This window comes from Pseudomonas sp. PVC-3-1 (genome assembly GCF_057444315.1).
Genome location: NZ_CM172023.1, coordinates 5,426,191 through 5,443,377, shown reverse-complemented (window position 1 = coordinate 5,443,377; position 17,187 = coordinate 5,426,191). Strand labels below are relative to the sequence as shown.

Here is a 17,187-nt window from a genome sequence, read left to right as displayed (position 1 = left end):
ATCCACTGCCTCGCGGTGGTAGGCATAGAGTTGTGTGAACACTAGCTGGGGCAAGAGGGTTGACATCACTAATGTCGATGAATAAGAATTTATTGGCCTGGGGAGGCACCCTGCTGCGATGGGAAAAAACCCTCAAGTCTCTATATTGATTTTTCGCCTTTTCCGGCCAAGCAAGCAGCATGCAATTACCGAAATATCGGTATAGGCCAATGGAGAAAAATCATGTCTGCTGCAATCGACTGCTATAACGACCTCAAGTACCTGTCCTATCAATTCAAAGACGATGGCATGACGCATTGCCAACGGCTCGATCATCTTTGCCGCATGCTCGGTTTCAACAACCGCCATCACTTCGAGCAGAAGATCGCCGAACTCCCTGATGCCCAGATCGGCAAGTACTCAACGAAGCTCATGCGACAGGCTTGTGCCAGGGTCTTACCCAAGCCTAACGTGGCCTACTATGAGTTCATCTCCCAGCGCGAACGCCGTATGCGCTTTTACAGCCTCTGGGCAGGCTGGGACAAGCGCGGGCAGGAAGTTCGTATTCCGAGGGGGCTGGATGGGGCTTTCGCGGTTCCACGCCTGCGTGAGCGGCTGGATGCGCCTGTGTATGTAATTGAAACTGATCGCCAGTTGGTTGCATGGCGAAGTAAGTGGCACGGCATGGCTTATGTGCCTGCGGCACTTGCTCGGGAACATATGAAGGAAGCTTTTGCACGTCGTGAGTCGGTGATTAAAGGGCCCAGGAATGAAGCCTATGGGCTGGAGGAAGATTTCAACGATAACTATGCGACGTGGTATCCGGTTGGCGAGTAATTAGGCTGTTGGGGCTGCGATGCAGCCCCATTTAGAACCAAGGCTTCAACAATAGAATCGAGCTGGCCGGATTGACCCACCGAGCAAAAACAAAACGGTCAAGAATTCAGACCTTGCTGGCCTGCGCCAGCCCAGGTCAAAGATGGCATCCTGTTCCTAAGCCCGAAAATGCTCAGGAGTGCATGACGGCAGCGCATGTCCACCATGGGGCGGTTACTGCCTCACCAAGAAGGGCCGCTTTGGGTCGATTTCTGTCAGTCACGACTGGCCGAGAACGGCCAGAAGCGGTCACCGCGCAAGCGTGAAAAAGGGCAATTTAGGATAGTCCGCTAACCTGTTACGAATGTGCATACACCATCGCCAATGTGAGGATCCACAACTTACAGGGAGAGTTAGCAATGCCCAGACTGCTAAGTAATAGCGCAGTGCGGTTACTAGAAGCTAGCCAGGAGTCACTCACTTTAGCTTTGATTTCCATCGGTACACCAAGCCGTGGCGAGCTCCGAGTAGAGAGCGCTCGATACGCATCCACAATTGGATTGATAGGGGCTGCTGCCGAGCAAACACTGGCAGCGATCATCGTGCAGGTTCGAGGTGAACAGGCAATGAGACTTTCCCCCACGCAGTTCAAAAGCGCGCGGCAAATATTAAGCGACGTGAGGGAGCTTCTTCGGGCACCCGTACCGGCAGTCTCGTTTCTAACTGCTGGTATTGCAGATGCGGTGAGACATAGAGAGCTTGTGATCGACGCAACGCAGGGCTTTTCGCTCCTATTTACACAGAGGGCTGCAGGTCTTCATGCTGGGGCTGGAGTGTCTCGGGCGGTCACATTGATGCAAGCACTTAAAGTGCATGGTTTTATGAAGCTCCTAGGGCATTCGACTCGTATACGCCCCTACCTAGATCAGCTCCCCACGCCATTAGAAGATGTTATCGACCAGAACGTACTGGTGGATGACCTCATGCAAAAATTCCAAAATGCGCAGGCACCTGCCGAGCGAGTAAGCGCCCTGCGCTCATTGTTTCTAGTTCTTCCAGAGACTCCGCCAGAAGCTCCCGAATGGCTTGAAGCATTTGATCGATCAGTCGTCACACCTACGGCCGCAGATATCGCATTGCTCTTAGGTACATTGCAAAATGCTGCGCCTGTCAGGTTTCAGCGCATCAATGCAGGCGGTGATGGGCTGAATGTAGTGGTGCGGCCGAACGATCCCAATGCTCTGGCAATTGCCCCCCAGCACTTGCGTCGTGCCTTCGCCGACATTCCAGACCAGTTTGCAGCTGACGTCGGCATTGCGAATGGCCGGCTGAATGAAGGGCGACTAGATCTTCCCCCAGAGTCTTTCCTTCTCGACCTTTTCCTTCTCGGTGCCGACCAGATATCACATGTTTTAGGGCGTCCTATCCTTACCTCCCAGGAAGTTTGGCCATTTGTGGCTACTGCGCTGAGTCAACAAGGAACTGAACGCCCGTTTTGGTTCCTCATCTCATTAGTCGACGATATTGGTCGTCTGAATGGTCAGCTACGCCTTGCTGCTAATGCATCCACTCATGCCCAGTTCAGACAAAGAGTCCAAACGACAATTGACGCTCTGGAGGCTAAAAGGCACGGACACCCGATAGCCCCAGACCATGAAGTAGCTCGTTTCACTACAGAACTAATTCGACTATCTGATCGAGCTCTTGAAGACTTGCCGGCAGCAATAGAGCGCTCTAGAGGTACTGAGCGGGAACCGGAAATGGCCGTCCTAACGGCTTTAACTCGCCTCACAGAGCGTGAAATTAATCCCGGACAGGCATATGGTGCGATCCTCGAAATCGCCTCTGATATCTCGCGTGTATATTGGGCTAAACGACTCGCTGAATGCTCTACTGAAGTGGAGGATCGAGAGATGCTGGTAGGGATTTTACGTAACGAGGATTTGGCAACAGCAAAGACAGCGGCGAGAAAGGCTCTACGGCTGGCGGACATTATGACGTATGGCCCTCAAATTGAGCTTGAGTAAAAATGGCTAGTCTCTTTACTGCCTACTGAACCGCACCTGTTTCCATTGAGACTTGGATTGACCGCTATTGGCCGTTTTCTGCCAATCCACAGCGAACCGCAGTAGATCGCTAGTAGGCTAATACTCATCCATCACCAATGAGTCTTGCCCATTTACTCTGCCTGGCCTAAGGCTGCGAGCTCGTATCTTGCCAATAGCGAGAGTACCCGGCGTTCCGTGTCGGGCTCGCGGGCTGCGCCCCGCGACTCGTGCCGAGTCACGGCCATTCGGCTTTGATCCCTGAAACCTCTGGCCCATGAGGGCCTGCGCGCTCCGCTTGCCGATCCGTGGCATGGGTGGAGTGGGGCGGTCTTGCTGTTCCCTTCACCGTATCACGGCGTTCTCGCCGTCAAGGGCTGCGCGTGCATGCACGCTAGCGTCCTGGCGGCCGTCGTTGACCCCTGACAGCTGCGCTGCGCCGTGCTGGCGCCGGTTCCGGGCAATTCCGCCCGAGCAACCGGAGCACGACCATGTCGCAACTTTCCTTTTCCTCGTTCGACTCCATTCTGCTGGTGCGTGACGCACAGGGGCGTTACCTGCCCGCGTCTGCAGATCAGATCCTCAGCATGGCGCGCCAGGTAATCGATCAGAAATACCAGCGTGGCGCGCTGTTCACCGAGCCTGAGCTGGTCAAGAACTACCTGCGCACCAAGCTGGCTAGCTTCGAGCACGAGGTATTCGCGGCGCTGTTCCTCGACAACCAGCATCGGCGGCTGGAGTACGTAGAGTTGTTCCGCGGCACCATCGATGCGGCGGCGGTATATCCACGCGAAGTGGTGAAGGAGGCATTGCGCGTCAACGCAGCGGCGGTGATCTTCTCGCACAACCATCCGAGCGGAAATCCAGAACCCAGCCAGGCGGACAAGGTGCTGACCCAGCGCCTCAAGGAGGCCCTGGCGCTGGTGGAGGTGTGAATCGCCCCGGCTTTCCTAGACACTCTCCAAGCTTTGGAAGTAGCGCTTTTCAAACTCCACTGGCGATAGCTGCATAGCGCTGCTGTGCCGGCGTTTGGGGTTATAAAACATCTCGATGTAATCGAACACATCACTGCGGGCTTCTTCGCGGGTGCCGTAGGTTTTCCGTCGGATGCGCTCCCGCTTCAGCAACTGGAAAAAGCTTTCCGCTACCGCGTTGTCGTGGCAGTTGCCACGTCGACTCATGCTGCTGCTTAGGTTGTTAGCCTTGAGGAAACTCTGCCAGTCCGAACTGCTGAACTGGCTACCCTGGTCGGAGTGGATCATCACTTCCTGCTTGGGCTTGCGCCGCCACACCGCCATCAGCAGGGCATCGATGGCCAGGTCGCTGCACATTCGTGACTTCATCGACCAGCCGATCACCTGGCGTGAAAACAGATCTAGCACTACCGCTAAGTACAACCAGCCCTCATAGGTCCGGATGTAGGTGATGTCGGTGACCCAGACCTTGTTCGGCTCACTGACGTTGAACTGCCGCTCCAGGCGATTGGGCGAAGCCACCGCCGGCCGGCCGCCATAATAGCCGGGATGCCGCCGATAGCCGGTTTGTGAGCGCAGCCCTTCTCCCCGCATCAGGCGAGCCACGCGGTGCCGGCCACAGGACTCCCCCAGCTCACGCAGGTCGTCGTGAATCTTGCGATAGCCGTAGACCCCACCGCTTTCCAGCCAGGCGTGTTTGATCAACCCGAGCAGGCGCTGATCTTCCTTGGCGCGCACGGATTTCGGCTCGGCCAGCCAGGCGTAGTAACCGCTGGGATGCACTTTCAGGGTCTGGCAGAGGCGTCGAACCGGGTACTCCACCGACAGCTTGCTGATGACGGCGTACTTCAGCCGCACTCCTTGGCAAAGTACGCGGCGGCCTTTTTTAGAATGTCTCGCTCTTCGGTCACTCGCTTGAGTTCGGCGCGCAGACGACGCAGTTCGGCCTGCTGATCGTCTTCTTGCTGCCGCTGCTCCTGGGGCTTGCTGTAGCGCTTGATCCAGACATACAGGCTGTGCACCGACATGCCTAACCGCGCTGCCACCTCGGCTACGGGGAGGCCGCGCTCAGTCACTTGCTTGACCGCTTCGATTTTGAATTCTTCGGGGTAACGCTGGTTGCTCATGGCACCTCCTAATGGGCCTCATTATGAGGCTTGGAGGTGTCTACGAAACTAGGGGCGATTCAAGGCTTTTTTATTCGTGTGCCAAAGGAGAAGATCAAGAAGTGGAGCTTCGACATCTTCGCTGTTTTTTGGCTGTAGCCGAAGAACTGCACTTCGCACGTGCGGCTGAGCGGTTGCACATAGAGCAGTCACCCTTGTCGCGTGCGATCAAGGAGCTTGAGGAAGAGCTGGGCACGCAGCTCTTCTTGCGAACCACACGGAGCACAAGGCTTACGCATGCCGGGAGACTGTTTCTCGAACATGTGCCGCGCGTATTCACCGCATTGCAGCAGGCCCGGGACAGTGTAAGGGCCGCCGCCAATGGGTTTTGCGGTCAACTGCGGGTGGCTCTCTCGGACGGCATCTCCCCGTCGCGCTTCTCCTCGTTCCTGGCGCTGTGCCGGCAAGAAGAACCGGAGGTCGAAATTCGACTGTCTGAAGTGTCGTTGTCGCAGCAGATCAAGGGGCTGCACGACGATCTGTATGACGTGGGATTCGCCCAGTCCGATGAGGTCGGGGATGGCATAGTCGCCGTTCCGGCCTGGGGCGATCCGCTGGTGGTGGCCGTACCGGAGCGCCATCCCATCTTGTCCCACAAACGCGTCCCGCTGGAGGAGTTGCTGCGCTATCCGCTGGTGTTGTGTGACCCGCAGGCGTGCGAAGGCCATGCGCGCCAGGTTGAGCGCTTGCTGCGTCAGGCTGAAGCGGAGCCGCTGGTCGCGGAACAGGTGGCCTCTTGCGACTTGATGATGGCGCTTGTGGCGGCCGGTTTAGCCCTGGGATTGACGGGGGAATCGAACATCCCAGCTTGCCGAGAGTCTGGGGTTGTTGGTCGCCCGCTGGCGGGCTGCTCTCCAGAACTTAAGACCTACCTGCTGCATTCGACGCGCGAGCCATCGGCGACGCTGGCTCGCTTTGTTGAGCGAGTGCAAAGGATTGATCCTTTGGAGGCCACCTAGTCGAAATCATCCAGCCAGGCCAATATCTTGGAGGAGCTCGAACCATGAAGAAGGTCACGCCGTTTCTCTGTGTCCTGGCCATCACGTCCTGCGGCCAACCCGCTGCCCCTGCGCCGCTAGCGTTGCCCACGGTTGATGAGCTCGCGGCCGATCCAGTGCGGCTGAAGGAATTGCGCCAGCAGTGCAAGCTGGATCGCGCCAAGCTGGGTGACGAGCTGTGCAACCGTGTGGCCGAGGCCACGCGCAAGCGTTTCTATAGCGATGGGAACGTGCCCTACACGCCGCCGAAAGAGCCGTCCAAGTTCTGATTGTGGGTGGGGCCTCCACACACCTTCGATGTTCTCGCCTTACACGCTGCCATGCGCTAGTGCTTGCAGTGTTTTCCCTGCATCTGCTCTCGTATGAATTGATGCTCTCCAGTCCATTCTTGTCCCGATAAAGGTCTTTGACCGGCACTGACCCGGCACCGAATCTCGGCCACGCAGCCAGCATTTTTGCTGCCGTCGCAGGAGAAACCGGGAGCCAGGCAATGCAAGGGACGAACGTGCTGTTCGGGCAGATCGCCGCCGTATTCGGCATCGTGATCGCCGGCGTGTGGGCCGCCACACAGTGGACAGCCGCCGCCCTGGGCTACCAGGTACGCCTGGGCTCGCCCTGGTTCGATTGCTTCGGCACGCCGGTCTATCACCCCTGGCGGCTGTTCGACTGGTGGTTCTTCTTCGGCGCCTATGCGCCACAGGTCTTCGACATCGGTGGCGCCATTGCCGCCGCCAGCGGCATGGTGGCCGTGGGCGTCGCCATCGTCATGTCGATCAGGCGTTCGCGCCAGTCGCGCCTAGTCACGACCTATGGCTCGGCACGCTGGGCCGAGGTTGCCGACATTCATGCGGCGGGTCTGGATCGATCGTCGGGTGTCTTCCTCGGACTGCATGGCGACCAGTACCTGCGCCACGAAGGGCCGGAGCATGTCCTGGCCTTTGCGCCGACGCGCTCCGGCAAGGGCGTCGGCCTGGTTATCCCCACGCTGCTGAGCTGGCCGGCTTCGGCGGTCATCCACGACATCAAGGGCGAGAACTGGAACCTGACCGCCGGCTGGCGCTCGCGCTTCTCGCACAGCCTGCTGTTCAACCCCACTGATGCCAGGTCTGCTGCCTACAACCCCCTGCTGGAGGTCCGGCGCGGCGCGCATGAGGTGCGCGATGTGCAGAACATCGCCGACATCCTGGTCGACCCGGAGGGCGCGCTGGAGCGACGCAACCATTGGGAGAAGACCTCGCACGCGTTGCTGGTCGGCGCTATCTTGCATGTGCTCTACGCGGGCGAGGACAAGACGCTGCGTGGCGTCGCCAACTTCCTGAGCGATCCAGCGTGCCCGTTCGAGGTGACGCTGCACCAGATGATGACGACGCGTCACATGGGCGACGAGACGCATCCGGTGGTAGCGTCCGCCGCCCGTGAAGTGCTCAACAAGTCGGAGAACGAGCGCTCGGGCGTGTTGAGTACCGCCATGTCGTTCCTGGGGCTGTACCGCGACCCCACGGTGGCCGAGGTCACCTCGCGCTGCGACTGGCGTATCGCCGATCTGATCGCCGCCGAGCATCCGGTTTCGCTTTATCTGGTGGTGCCTCCCTCAGATATCAGCCGCACAAAGCCGCTGATCCGCCTGATTCTCAACCAGATCGGCCGGCGTCTGACTGAATCGCTCGACGGCAGCGATGGCGTTAAACGACGCCATAAGCTGCTGCTGATGCTCGACGAGTTCCCCGCGCTGGGGAGACTGGACTTCTTCGAGTCGGCCCTGGCGTTCATGGCCGGCTACGGCCTGCGCGCCTTCCTAATCTCGCAGTCGCTCAACCAGATCGACAAGGCCTACGGGCAGAACCATTCCATCCTCGACAACTGCCATGTGCGTGTGACCTTCGCCACCAACGACGAGCGCACGGCCAAGCGCATTTCCGAGACGCTGGGCACTGCGACGGAGCTGCGCGCGCAACGCAACTACGCGGGCCATCGGCTCGCGCCGTGGCTGGGGCACCTGATGGTGTCGCGCCAGGAAACGGCGCGGCCGCTGCTGACGCCAGGGGAGGTGATGCAGCTGCCGCCCGACGAGGCCGTGGTGATGATCTCCAGCGTCGCGCCGATCCGGGCCAGGAAGCTGCGCTACTACAGCGACGCCAACTTCAAGCGCCGTGTGCTTCCGCCACCGGTTCTCGTGGGCGGGCGCTACGCTGACGCACCGCCGTCGCGAGCGGACGACTGGAGCGGCCTGGCCATGCCAGACGTGCCAACACCGATTGCGGGTTTTAACGATGACCCGGCCGCCAGCGTCGATGACGGCGGCCCGCGCCATCACCCCAAACTGTCCGAGACCGTTGCCTACAGCCCGGAGTGGGCGCCGGCCTGCAGCGACCTGGCGCTGCTCGATGACGACGACCTGCAGCCCGTTCTCCCTCACCAGCTCAATCCAGCCATGCAGCGCGTCGCCGGGCTGGCCGCTCTCGACCCCGACGACGGAATCCAGCTATGAGCCAGTACCGCCTCAACCTGTTCATCCAGCCCGCGCATGCCCGCCGCCTGGACGAGCTGGCCGCCAAGAAGGGCGTGTCCAAGTCCTCCATCGTCGCGGCTGCCCTGGCGTCCTGGCTGTCGCCGGACGCGGGCGACCAGCGCGAGGCGGCCATCGCCAAGCGGCTGGATCGCCTGTCGCGCCAGTTCGAGCGCCTGGAGCGCGACCAGACCATCGAGATCGAGACGCTGGCGCTGTTCGTGCGCTACTTCCTGACTGTCAGCACGCCGGTGCCCGAGGCGCACCAGGAAGCGGCCAAGGCCCAGGGCAAGGCGCGCTTCGAGCAGTTCGTGGAGCAACTCGGTCGCCATCTGTTGCGCGGGCGCAGCTTGGTACGCGACGTGGTCGAGGAGTTGTATCCGGACAGCCAGCGCATGGACGAGACGGCGCAGGGCGAAGCGCGGGAGCGTGTCTCATGAGTGCCGTGCAATCCTTCAGCAAAACCTCGTTGGATCGGCGCATCCGCATGCTGCGCACGGCGATGGGGCCGGTGATCGCCGCCGCGCTCGAAGACCCGGACGTGGTTGAGATCATGCTCAACCCCGACCGCACGCTCTGGGTCGATCGCCTGTCGTCGGGGCGCGGACCGCTGGGCGCGGAGCTGTCCGAAGAGGACGGCGAGCGCATCATCCGCCTGGTCGCCGCTCACGTCGGCGCGGAAGTGCATCGCGGCCAGCCGCTGCTGACTGCCGAGCTGCCGGAAACCGGCGAGCGTTTCGAGGGCATCCTGCCGCCGGCGGCTCCGGGGCCGGCCTTCGCGCTGCGCAAGCGCGCCGTTGGTGTCATCCCGCTGGCGCACTACGTGGCCGACGGGATGATGACCGCCGCGCAGGCCGAGTTCCTGCGCGGCGCGGTGCGCGAGCGGCAGAACATCCTGATCGCTGGCGGCACCAGCACCGGCAAGACCACGCTGGCCAATGCCTTGCTCGCGGAGATCGCCGCCACTGGCGATCGTGTGCTGGTGCTCGAGGACACCATCGAACTGCAATGCGCTGCGCGTGACCATGTGCCGCTGCGCACCCGCGCGGGCGTTGTGTCCATGCGCGAGCTGGTGCGCGCCACGATGCGCCTGCGCCCCGACCGCGTGGTGGTCGGCGAGGTGCGCGGCGGCGAGGCACTAGACCTCATTAAGGTGTGGGGTACCGGCCATCCGGGCGGCATCGCGACCCTCCACGCCGGCTCCGCCCTTGGCGCTCTGCTGCGCCTGGAGCAACTGGTGCTCGAAGTGGCGGTGAATCCACCCCGCGCGCTGATCGCTGAGGCGGTCAACGTGGTGGTCTTCATCGCCGGCCGCGGCCGCAAGCGCCGCATCGAGAGCATCGCCCGCGTGACCGGCTTCGACGAGGCGGGCTACCGCCTGGCGGAAGTGCCGGGAGAGCCGCTCGCCGATCAGCTCACGCCATTTTTCCTGTCCCCGACCACGCCTGGAGAACTGCCATGACGCCAACACGCGCCCCTGCTTTCCGCTTTTCCGCAAATAAGGCCGCGTGCCTGGCACGCTTGCGTCGCCTGGCCGGTCCCGCGCAGCGTGGCCTGCTGCTGGCCGCCGTCATGCTGATGACGACCGGCGCGGCGAGGGCAGCCGGCTCCTCGATGCCCTGGGAAGGTCCGCTCGAGTCCATCCTCGAGTCAATCCAGGGGCCGGTCGCTCGCATCGTGGCGGTGATCATCATCATCGCCACGGGGCTCGCGCTGGCCTTCGGCGACACCTCGGGCGGCTTTCGCAAGCTGATCCAGATCGTGTTCGGCTTGAGCATTGCCTTCGCCGCATCCTCGTTCTTCCTGTCCTTCTTCAGCTTCTCCGGCGGGGCCGTCGTATGAGCACGGGAAGCGACCTGCCGGGCTTCGAGGTGCCGCTGCACCGCTCGTTGACCGAGCCGATTCTGCTCGGTGGTGCGCCGCGCACCGTGGCGATCGCCAACGGCACACTGGCCGCCGCTATCGGGCTGGGCCTGCAGCTTTGGCTACCGGGCCTGGCGCTGTGGCTGGTCGGCCATGCGCTCGCGGTATGGGGCGCGCGTGTCGACCCGCAGTTCATGCAGGTGTTCGCTCGGCACCTCAAGCACAAGTCGTTGCTGGACGTGTGAGGGGGGCGCCACGATGCTGAACCTCACCGAGTACCGTCAGCGCCCGGCCTTGCTCGCCGACTGGCTGCCCTGGGCCGGCCTGGTGGCGCCCGGCGTGGTGCTGAACAAGGACGGCTCGTTCCAGCGCACGGCGCGCTTCCGTGGGCCTGACCTGGACAGCGCGACGCAAGGCGAGTTGATGGCCACTACCGCGCAGCTGAACAACGCGCTGCGCCGGCTCGGCGCGGGCTGGGCGTTGTTCGTCGACGCTGAGCGCCGGCCGGCGGCGGAGTATCCGCATTCGGACTTTTCCGAACCGCTGTCGTGGCTGGTGGACGAGGAGCGGCGGGCTACGTTCGAGGAGTCCGGTGAGCACTTCGAGAGCGACTACCACCTCACGCTGCAATACCTGCCACCCGAAGAGTCGCACGCCCGCGCGGCCAGGATGCTGTACGAGAACACACCAACCGACGGCGTGGACTGGCGCGAGCGCCTCACGGCCTTTATCGCGGAGACCGAACGTATCTTCGATCTGCTCATGGGAGTGATGCCGGAGCTCGACTGGCTCGATGACGACGAAACGCTGACCTACCTGCGTGCGACTATTTCGACGCGGTACTACCGCATCATCACGCCGGAAGTGCCGTTCCACCTCGACACGCTGCTGGCTGATACCCCGCTGCTCGGCGGCCTGGCGCCGATGCTGGGCGACGCACACCTGCGCGTGGTGACGGTGCGTGGTTTCCCGACCTCGACCTGGCCAGGGATTCTGGATGACCTCAACCGGCTGGGCTTCGCCTATCGCTGGAGCACGCGCTTCCTCTGCCTGGACAAGGCCGAGGCAGAGAGGGAGCTTGGCCGCCTGCGCCGGCAGTGGTTCGCCAAGCGCAAGAACATCCTGGCGCTGTTGCGCGAAACCCTCTTCCAGCAGGAGAGCCCGCTGGTCGACACCGACGCCAGCAACAAGGCGGCCGACGCGGATGCCGCTCTGCAGGAGCTGGGTAGCGACCAAGTCGCCTTCGGCTTCGTCACCGCGACCGTGACGGTGCTCGATGGTGACGCCGCCGTGGCCGACGAGAAGCTACGCAGGGTGGAGCGCGCCATCCAGGGCCGGGGTTTCGTGACCATCCCGGAAACCCTCAACTCGGTGGAGGCATGGCTGTCGTCGGTGCCGGGCAACGCCTACGCCAACGTGCGCCAGCCCATCGTCTCGACGCTGAATCTTGCCCATCTGATGCCAGTATCGGCGGTCTGGGCCGGGCCGGAGCGCAACGCTCATCTCGACGGCCCACCGTTGATCATCACCCGCACGGAGGGCGCGACGCCCTTCCGGCTTGTGACGCATATCGGCGATGTGGGGCACACGCTGGTCGTCGGCCCGACTGGCATGGGCAAGTCCGTCCTGCTCGCCACGCTGGCGATGCAGTTCCGCCGCTACCCCGGTTCGCGCATCTTCGCCTTCGACATGGGGCGCTCCATGCGGGCGACGGTGTTGGGGCTGGGCGGCGAGCACTATGACCTGGGCGCTGATGGCGCGATCGCCTTCCAGCCGCTCGCGCGCATCGACCAGGCGGGTTACCGCACCTGGGCGGCCGAATGGGTGGAGGGTCGCCTGGCACACGAGGGCACAGCTGTTGGTCCCGACGAGAAGGCGGCCATCTGGTCAGCGCTCGGCAGCCTCGCCGGCGCGCCGGTCGAGCAGCGCACGCTCACCGGGCTGTCGGTGCTGCTGCAATCGAACGCGCTACGCCAGGCCTTGGCGCCCTATGTGTTGGGCGGGGCGCACGGAAAGCTGCTCGACGCCGACCTCGACTATCTGGGCATGGCCGATGTGCAGTGCTTCGAGATGGAGGAACTGATGCCCAGCAAGGCCGCGGTGTTGGCCGTGCTGGGCTACCTGTTCACGCGCTTCGAGGAGCGGTTCGACGGCGCGCCGACACTGCTGATCCTCGACGAGTCCTGGCTGTTTCTCGACGACCCGGTGTTCGCCGCGCGTATTCGCCAGTGGCTCAAGACGCTCCGCAAGAAGAACGTCAGCGTGATCTTCGCCACGCAGTCGCTCGCCGACATCAAGGACTCGACCATCGCCCCGGCGATCATCGAGAGCTGCGCGAGCCGCATCTTCCTGCCCAACCCGCAGGCGACCGAGCCGCAGATCCGCGCGATCTACGAAGGCTTCGGCCTCAACGGCCGGCAGATCGAGATCGTCGCCACCGCGCAGCCCAAGCGCGATTACTACTACCAGTCCCGTGCCGGCAACCGCCTGTTCGACCTCGACCTGGGGCCGGTCGCGCTGGCATTCGCCGGCGCCTCGATGCCCCAGGACCAGCGCGCTATCGACGACGTGCTGCACGACGCCGGAGTGCCGGGTTTCGCTGGAGCCTGGCTGCGTCATCGCTGCCTCGACTGGGCAGCCGAGCTGCTGCCGTCCGCACCATCCGCCGCGTCATTTCAGGAGGTTTCGCGATGAAAACCCGCGCGCTTTCCGCGTCTCTCGCCATTGCCCTGACGGTTTCGTTGCTGGCCGTTCAGCCCGTGTCGGCATTCACCGTCATCGACCCGACGAACCTCGTGCAGAACACCTTGATCGCGATCCGCACGATGGAACAGATCAACAACCAGGTGGAGCAACTGCAGAACGAATCGCAGATGCTCATCAACCAGGCGCGCAACCTGGCGAGCCTGGACTTCAACATCGTCAACCGGCTGCGCTCGTCGTTGGCGAGGAGCGAGCAACTGATCGCCGAGGCGCAGGGGCTGGCCTATGACGTGCAGAACCTCGACCGCGAGTTCGCCCGGTTGTACCCAGCGGAGTACGCCGCCACCGTCAGCGGCGACCAGATGTACCGGGATGCCCGCGAGCGCTGGCAGCACACACTCGACGGCCTGCACACCGCGATGCGTATGCAGGCGCAGGTGTCGCGGAACCTGGGCGAGGATGAAAGCGCCCTGGCCGATTTGGTGGGGCAGAGCCAATCGGCCACGGGTGCCCTGCAGGCCATGCAGGCGACCAACCAACTGCTGGCCCTGCAGGCCAAGCAGTCCATCCAGGCGCAGCAACTGCAGCTCACCCAGGATCGCGCGGCCTCGCTGGAGCTGGCGCGGCAGGCGGCGGCGACCGAGCGCGCCCGCGAGGTTCGGCGGCGCTTCCTGGGCGAGGGCACGCCGTACACGCCGCAGGCGGTCCGGTTCTACGGGAACTGAGGGTGGCCGCCATGCGTAGCGTTCTCGTGCTCTCGGTTGCCTTGCTGGCGGCTTGCGGTCGGTCGCCCTGCGAGGATTTGGCCGAGACGCTGGCCGCCAATCCCGCGCGGCTCAAGGCGCTGCGTGCGGAGTGTTCGGCCAACTGGCAGGCGGTGGGCGAGGGTATCTGTAGGGCCGCCGCCGAGGCGTACCGGCGCCGCTTCTTCGCCGGCCACTCCGGCCCGGACGAGTACGTTGTTCTGGACGCGTTACCGCCGGTTCCACCGACCTTCGATGAGCCTGGCGACGAGGTGGCCGAAAGCGGTGTGCGGCTGGTTGTCGTCAAGGAGGACGCACCATGAACGATGTCACGGTCATCGACCGCTTCCTCGATACCTTCTCGCGCTACATCGACTCGGGATTCGGGCTGCTGCAAGGGGAAGTCGCCTACCTGACCGCCACGCTTATAGCGATCGATATGACGATTGCTGGGCTCTACTGGTCGCTCGGTCACGCCACCGGCCAGGGCGAGGACGTGATGGCGAAGCTGATCCGCAAGGTGCTCTACGTCGGTGCCTTTGCCTACATCATCGGCAACTTCAACTGGCTGGCCGGCATCGTCTTCCGCTCCTTCGCCGGGCTGGGCCTGACGGCGACCGGCACGCTCAGCATGGAGACGTTCCTGCAGCCGGGGCGGCTGGCGAAAACTGGCATCGACGCCGGCGCGCCGATCCTGGAGCAGATCGGCGAACTGACCGGCTTCCCCGAGGTGTTCGTCAACCTCGACCCTATCGTCATCCTGTTCCTGGCCTACCTGGTGGTCATCGTCTGCTTCTTCGTGCTGGCGGTGCAGCTGTTCATCACCCTGATCGAGTTCAAGCTGACCACGCTCGCGGGATTCGTGCTGGTGCCCTTCGCGCTATGGAACAAGACCGCGTTCCTGGCCGAGAAGGTGCTGGGCAACGTGGTGTCCTCCGGCGTCAAGGTGCTGGTGCTGGCGGTGATCGTCGGCATCGGGACGGGGCTGTTCGCCGAGTTCCAAGTACATCCCAACGAGCCCTCCATCGACCACGCACTGGTGGTCATGCTGGCCTCGCTGGCGTTGCTCGCGCTGGGTATCTTCGGTCCAGGGATCGCCGTCGGACTGATTTCCGGTGGCCCGCAGCTAGGGGCGGGGGCGATGGCGGGCGCCGCACTCGGCGCGGCGGGTACGGCTGTCGCCGTCGGTGCCGCTGCAACGGGTGTCGGTGCTGCGGTTTCGGCCGGGGCGCGTATGGCGCCGGCCGCCACCAGGATGGCTGGCAGTGGCGTGCGTGCCGCCACCTCGACAGCTAGCAGTGCGCGTGCCGCATTCCAACTCGGATCTTCCGCTGCCGGTGGTGGCCTCAAGGGCGCCGCAGCCGGCTTGGGCAGCGTTGCCAAGGCCAGCACGCAGGCTGCGGGACAGAGGGTCGCCGCCGGTATGCGTTCACTCAAGCCTCGTGCGGCTTCCGCCTTCCAAGCGGATGGGGCCGGTGCCACTTCTGGCGCCGGCAGGGGCATTCAGGGCAATGCGACCCAGGGCGAGTCCGTCGACGCTACCCCCGCGGCAACGGCGCAGCCTGCCTGGGCCAGGCGCCTGCAGAGGCGTCAGCAGATCAGCCATGCCGCCACCACTATCGCGCACACACTGCGCGGTGGCGACGGCGGCGGCTCGGGCAGTGGCCCGAGCCTGCGGGATTCGGATTCATAAGGAGGGCGAGGCATGCGCTTCAAACGACCGCGAGTGCGTTACGCCGAGACGCCGCAACCCGCCACCCCGTACCAGGCTGCCGCTCAGGCATGGGACGAGCGCATCGGCTCGGCTCGCGTGCAGGCGAAGAGCTGGCGCCTGATGGCCTTCGGCTGCCTGCTGCTCGCGCTGCTGATGGCGGGCGGCCTGGTCTGGCGCTCGGCGCAGTCCATCGTCACGCCCTACGTGGTGGAGGTGGACAGGACCGGCCAGGTGCGCGCGGTCGGCGAGGCCGCCACACCCTATCGGCCAGCCGATGCACAGGTCGCCTATCACCTGGCGCGCTTCGTCACACTGGTGCGTTCGCTGTCCATCGACCCGATCGTGGTGCGGCAGAACTGGCTCGACGCCTACGACTACACCACCGACCGTGGCGCGGCCGTACTCAACGACTACGCGCGCACTAACGATCCATTCGCCCGTGTCGGCAAGGAGTCGGTGACGGTGCAGGTCAGCAGCGTCGTGCGGGCCAGCGAGGCCTCCTTCAACGTGCGCTGGACGGAGCAACGCTTCGTCAACGGCGCACCAGCCGGCACCGAGCGCTGGAACGCGGTGATCTCCACTGTCCTGCAAACCCCGCGCACCGAGCAGCGACTGCGCAAGAACCCCTTGGGTATCTACGTCAACGGGCTGTCGTGGAGCCGCGAGCTCGATACGTCCGAAGGAGCCAAGCCATGAACCTGTCCTTCCGTAAGTCCGCGTTCCCCCTGGTCCTGCTGGCCTTGGCTGGCTGCTCCAGCCAGGGCAAGCCACCGCCGCGCATCTCGCTCGACGAGCCGGTACAGGCGCAGCCGTTGCCCGAGCCGCCGAAGCCATTGGAAGTGGTGGCGGTGCCGAAGGTGCTACCGATGCCAGGGCAGATGAAGCCATTGCCGGGCGAGGCCGGTCCTGCCCCGGAGCCGGCCGACGAGAAGGTGAGGGTATCGCGTGCGAACCAGGAGGCGAGGGTGGCGCCCACCCGTGAGGGTTACGTCAATGCGATCCAGGTCTGGCCCTACAGCGACGGCGCGCTGTACCAAGTCTATGCCGCGCCGGGGCGGGTGACCGTGATCGCGCTGCAGGCCGGCGAGGAGCTGGTGACGGTGGCTGCTGGTGACACGGTGCGCTGGATCGTCGGCGATACATCCAGCGGCGCTGGCGATACGTTGCGCGTCAACGTGCTGGTCAAGCCGATCCGCTCGGATCTGAAGACTAACCTGGTCATCACCACCAGCCGGCGCACCTACCTGATTGAGCTGACCTCGACCGAGAAAGCCTGGATGGCTTCGGTATCCTGGGACTACCCGAAGGATCGGATGCTGGCGTTGCAGCGCCAGGCGCAGGCCGCACAGGCGAGTGCTCCGGTCGATACCGGCCTTTCGCTGGAGAAGATCCGCTTCCGCTACGCGATCAGCGGTAGCAAGCCGCCGTGGCAGCCTCTGCGTGCTTTCGATGATGGCGAGAAGGTTTACATCCAGTTTCCCACCGGAATCGCCCAAGGTGAGCTGCCACCGCTGTTTGTGATTGGCGCACAGGGCGATGGGCAACTGGTCAATTACCGCTTCCGCCCACCGTACTACATCGTGGATCGGCTGTTCGGCGCGGCCGAGCTGCGCCTGGGCGGTGACAAGGGCAACGTGGTGCGCATCGAGCGCACGGATGGCGTGGCGCGGGGGAACTGAG

Annotated in this window: 16 protein-coding genes and 1 pseudogene; 16 read left to right on the top strand and 1 reads right to left on the bottom strand. The window is 63.5% G+C overall.

Annotated features, from left to right (window positions below; translation table 11 throughout):
* Window positions 1-222: 222 nt before the first annotated feature.
* The 3 genes and pseudogenes from AC2T4A_RS24940 to AC2T4A_RS24930 form a co-directional block, all read left to right on the top strand.
* Window positions 223-816 carry a hypothetical protein gene (locus AC2T4A_RS24940; protein ID WP_023104520.1) on the top strand — a complete coding sequence of 198 codons (594 nt, stop codon included), beginning with the start codon at window positions 223-225 and terminating at the stop codon, window positions 814-816.
* A gap of 398 nt (window positions 817-1,214) precedes the next feature.
* Window positions 1,215-2,822, top strand: a complete 1,608-nt coding sequence (locus AC2T4A_RS24935; protein ID WP_486742045.1) for a hypothetical protein — start codon at window positions 1,215-1,217, stop codon at window positions 2,820-2,822.
* Between the two features lie 509 nt (window positions 2,823-3,331).
* Window positions 3,332-3,772: pseudogene (locus AC2T4A_RS24930) on the top strand (JAB domain-containing protein); the annotation flags it as partial.
* An 18-nt stretch (window positions 3,773-3,790) separates the two neighbouring features.
* Here AC2T4A_RS24930 and AC2T4A_RS24925 read toward each other — a convergent pair.
* A protein-coding gene (locus tag AC2T4A_RS24925) for an IS3 family transposase (protein ID WP_156160533.1) occupies window positions 3,791-4,941 on the bottom strand; the annotation gives its coding sequence in 2 pieces (ribosomal slippage) (window positions 3,791-4,698 and window positions 4,698-4,941; 1,152 coding nt in all).
* A gap of 101 nt (window positions 4,942-5,042) precedes the next feature.
* Between AC2T4A_RS24925 and AC2T4A_RS24920 the strand changes: the two genes are divergently transcribed.
* The 13 genes from AC2T4A_RS24920 (at window position 5,043) to trbG (ending at window position 17,186) form a co-directional block, all read left to right on the top strand.
* A complete protein-coding gene (locus tag AC2T4A_RS24920) occupies window positions 5,043-5,939 on the top strand; it encodes a LysR family transcriptional regulator (protein ID WP_486742044.1) in 897 nt (298 codons plus the stop codon).
* A gap of 44 nt (window positions 5,940-5,983) precedes the next feature.
* Window positions 5,984-6,247, top strand: a complete 264-nt coding sequence (locus tag AC2T4A_RS24915) for an EexN family lipoprotein (RefSeq protein WP_196187743.1) — start codon at window positions 5,984-5,986, stop codon at window positions 6,245-6,247.
* 221 nt (window positions 6,248-6,468) lie between these two features.
* Window positions 6,469-8,466 carry a conjugal transfer protein TraG gene (locus AC2T4A_RS24910; RefSeq protein WP_486742043.1) on the top strand — a complete coding sequence of 666 codons (1,998 nt, stop codon included), beginning with the start codon at window positions 6,469-6,471 and terminating at the stop codon, window positions 8,464-8,466.
* A complete protein-coding gene (locus tag AC2T4A_RS24905; RefSeq protein WP_486742042.1) occupies window positions 8,463-8,924 on the top strand; it encodes a CopG family transcriptional regulator in 462 nt (153 codons plus the stop codon). Before AC2T4A_RS24910 ends, AC2T4A_RS24905 begins: the two co-directional genes overlap by 4 nt.
* On the top strand, window positions 8,921-9,946 hold the full coding sequence (trbB, locus tag AC2T4A_RS24900) for a P-type conjugative transfer ATPase TrbB (protein WP_486742041.1): 1,026 nt from the start codon (window positions 8,921-8,923) through the stop codon (window positions 9,944-9,946). The genes AC2T4A_RS24905 and trbB overlap by 4 nt, the downstream gene beginning before the upstream one ends.
* Complete coding sequence (locus AC2T4A_RS24895) at window positions 9,943-10,326, top strand: TrbC/VirB2 family type IV secretion system protein (protein ID WP_426733874.1); 384 nt, start codon at window positions 9,943-9,945, stop codon at window positions 10,324-10,326. The genes trbB and AC2T4A_RS24895 overlap by 4 nt, the downstream gene beginning before the upstream one ends.
* Window positions 10,323-10,592 carry a VirB3 family type IV secretion system protein gene (locus AC2T4A_RS24890; protein WP_426733872.1) on the top strand — a complete coding sequence of 90 codons (270 nt, stop codon included), beginning with the start codon at window positions 10,323-10,325 and terminating at the stop codon, window positions 10,590-10,592. Before AC2T4A_RS24895 ends, AC2T4A_RS24890 begins: the two co-directional genes overlap by 4 nt.
* Before the next feature lie 13 nt (window positions 10,593-10,605).
* Window positions 10,606-13,041 (top strand): conjugal transfer protein TrbE, encoded by a 2,436-nt coding sequence (trbE, locus tag AC2T4A_RS24885; protein WP_486742040.1) that lies wholly within the window; start codon window positions 10,606-10,608, stop codon window positions 13,039-13,041.
* The gene (gene trbJ, locus AC2T4A_RS24880; RefSeq protein ID WP_426733868.1) at window positions 13,038-13,775 is read left to right on the top strand and encodes a P-type conjugative transfer protein TrbJ; all 738 of its coding nucleotides are present in this window, start codon (window positions 13,038-13,040) and stop codon (window positions 13,773-13,775) included. The genes trbE and trbJ overlap by 4 nt, the downstream gene beginning before the upstream one ends.
* A gap of 11 nt (window positions 13,776-13,786) precedes the next feature.
* Window positions 13,787-14,116 carry a hypothetical protein gene (locus AC2T4A_RS24875; RefSeq protein WP_426733866.1) on the top strand — a complete coding sequence of 110 codons (330 nt, stop codon included), beginning with the start codon at window positions 13,787-13,789 and terminating at the stop codon, window positions 14,114-14,116.
* Window positions 14,113-15,486: a P-type conjugative transfer protein TrbL gene (gene trbL, locus AC2T4A_RS24870; RefSeq protein WP_486742039.1), complete on the top strand. Its 1,374-nt coding sequence runs from the start codon at window positions 14,113-14,115 to the stop codon at window positions 15,484-15,486. The genes AC2T4A_RS24875 and trbL overlap by 4 nt, the downstream gene beginning before the upstream one ends.
* A gap of 12 nt (window positions 15,487-15,498) precedes the next feature.
* A complete protein-coding gene (gene trbF / locus AC2T4A_RS24865) occupies window positions 15,499-16,203 on the top strand; it encodes a conjugal transfer protein TrbF (protein ID WP_132625064.1) in 705 nt (234 codons plus the stop codon).
* Window positions 16,200-17,186: a P-type conjugative transfer protein TrbG gene (gene trbG, locus AC2T4A_RS24860; RefSeq protein ID WP_132625062.1), complete on the top strand. Its 987-nt coding sequence runs from the start codon at window positions 16,200-16,202 to the stop codon at window positions 17,184-17,186. The genes trbF and trbG overlap by 4 nt, the downstream gene beginning before the upstream one ends.
* The last annotated feature ends 1 nt before the right edge of the window (window position 17,187 follow it).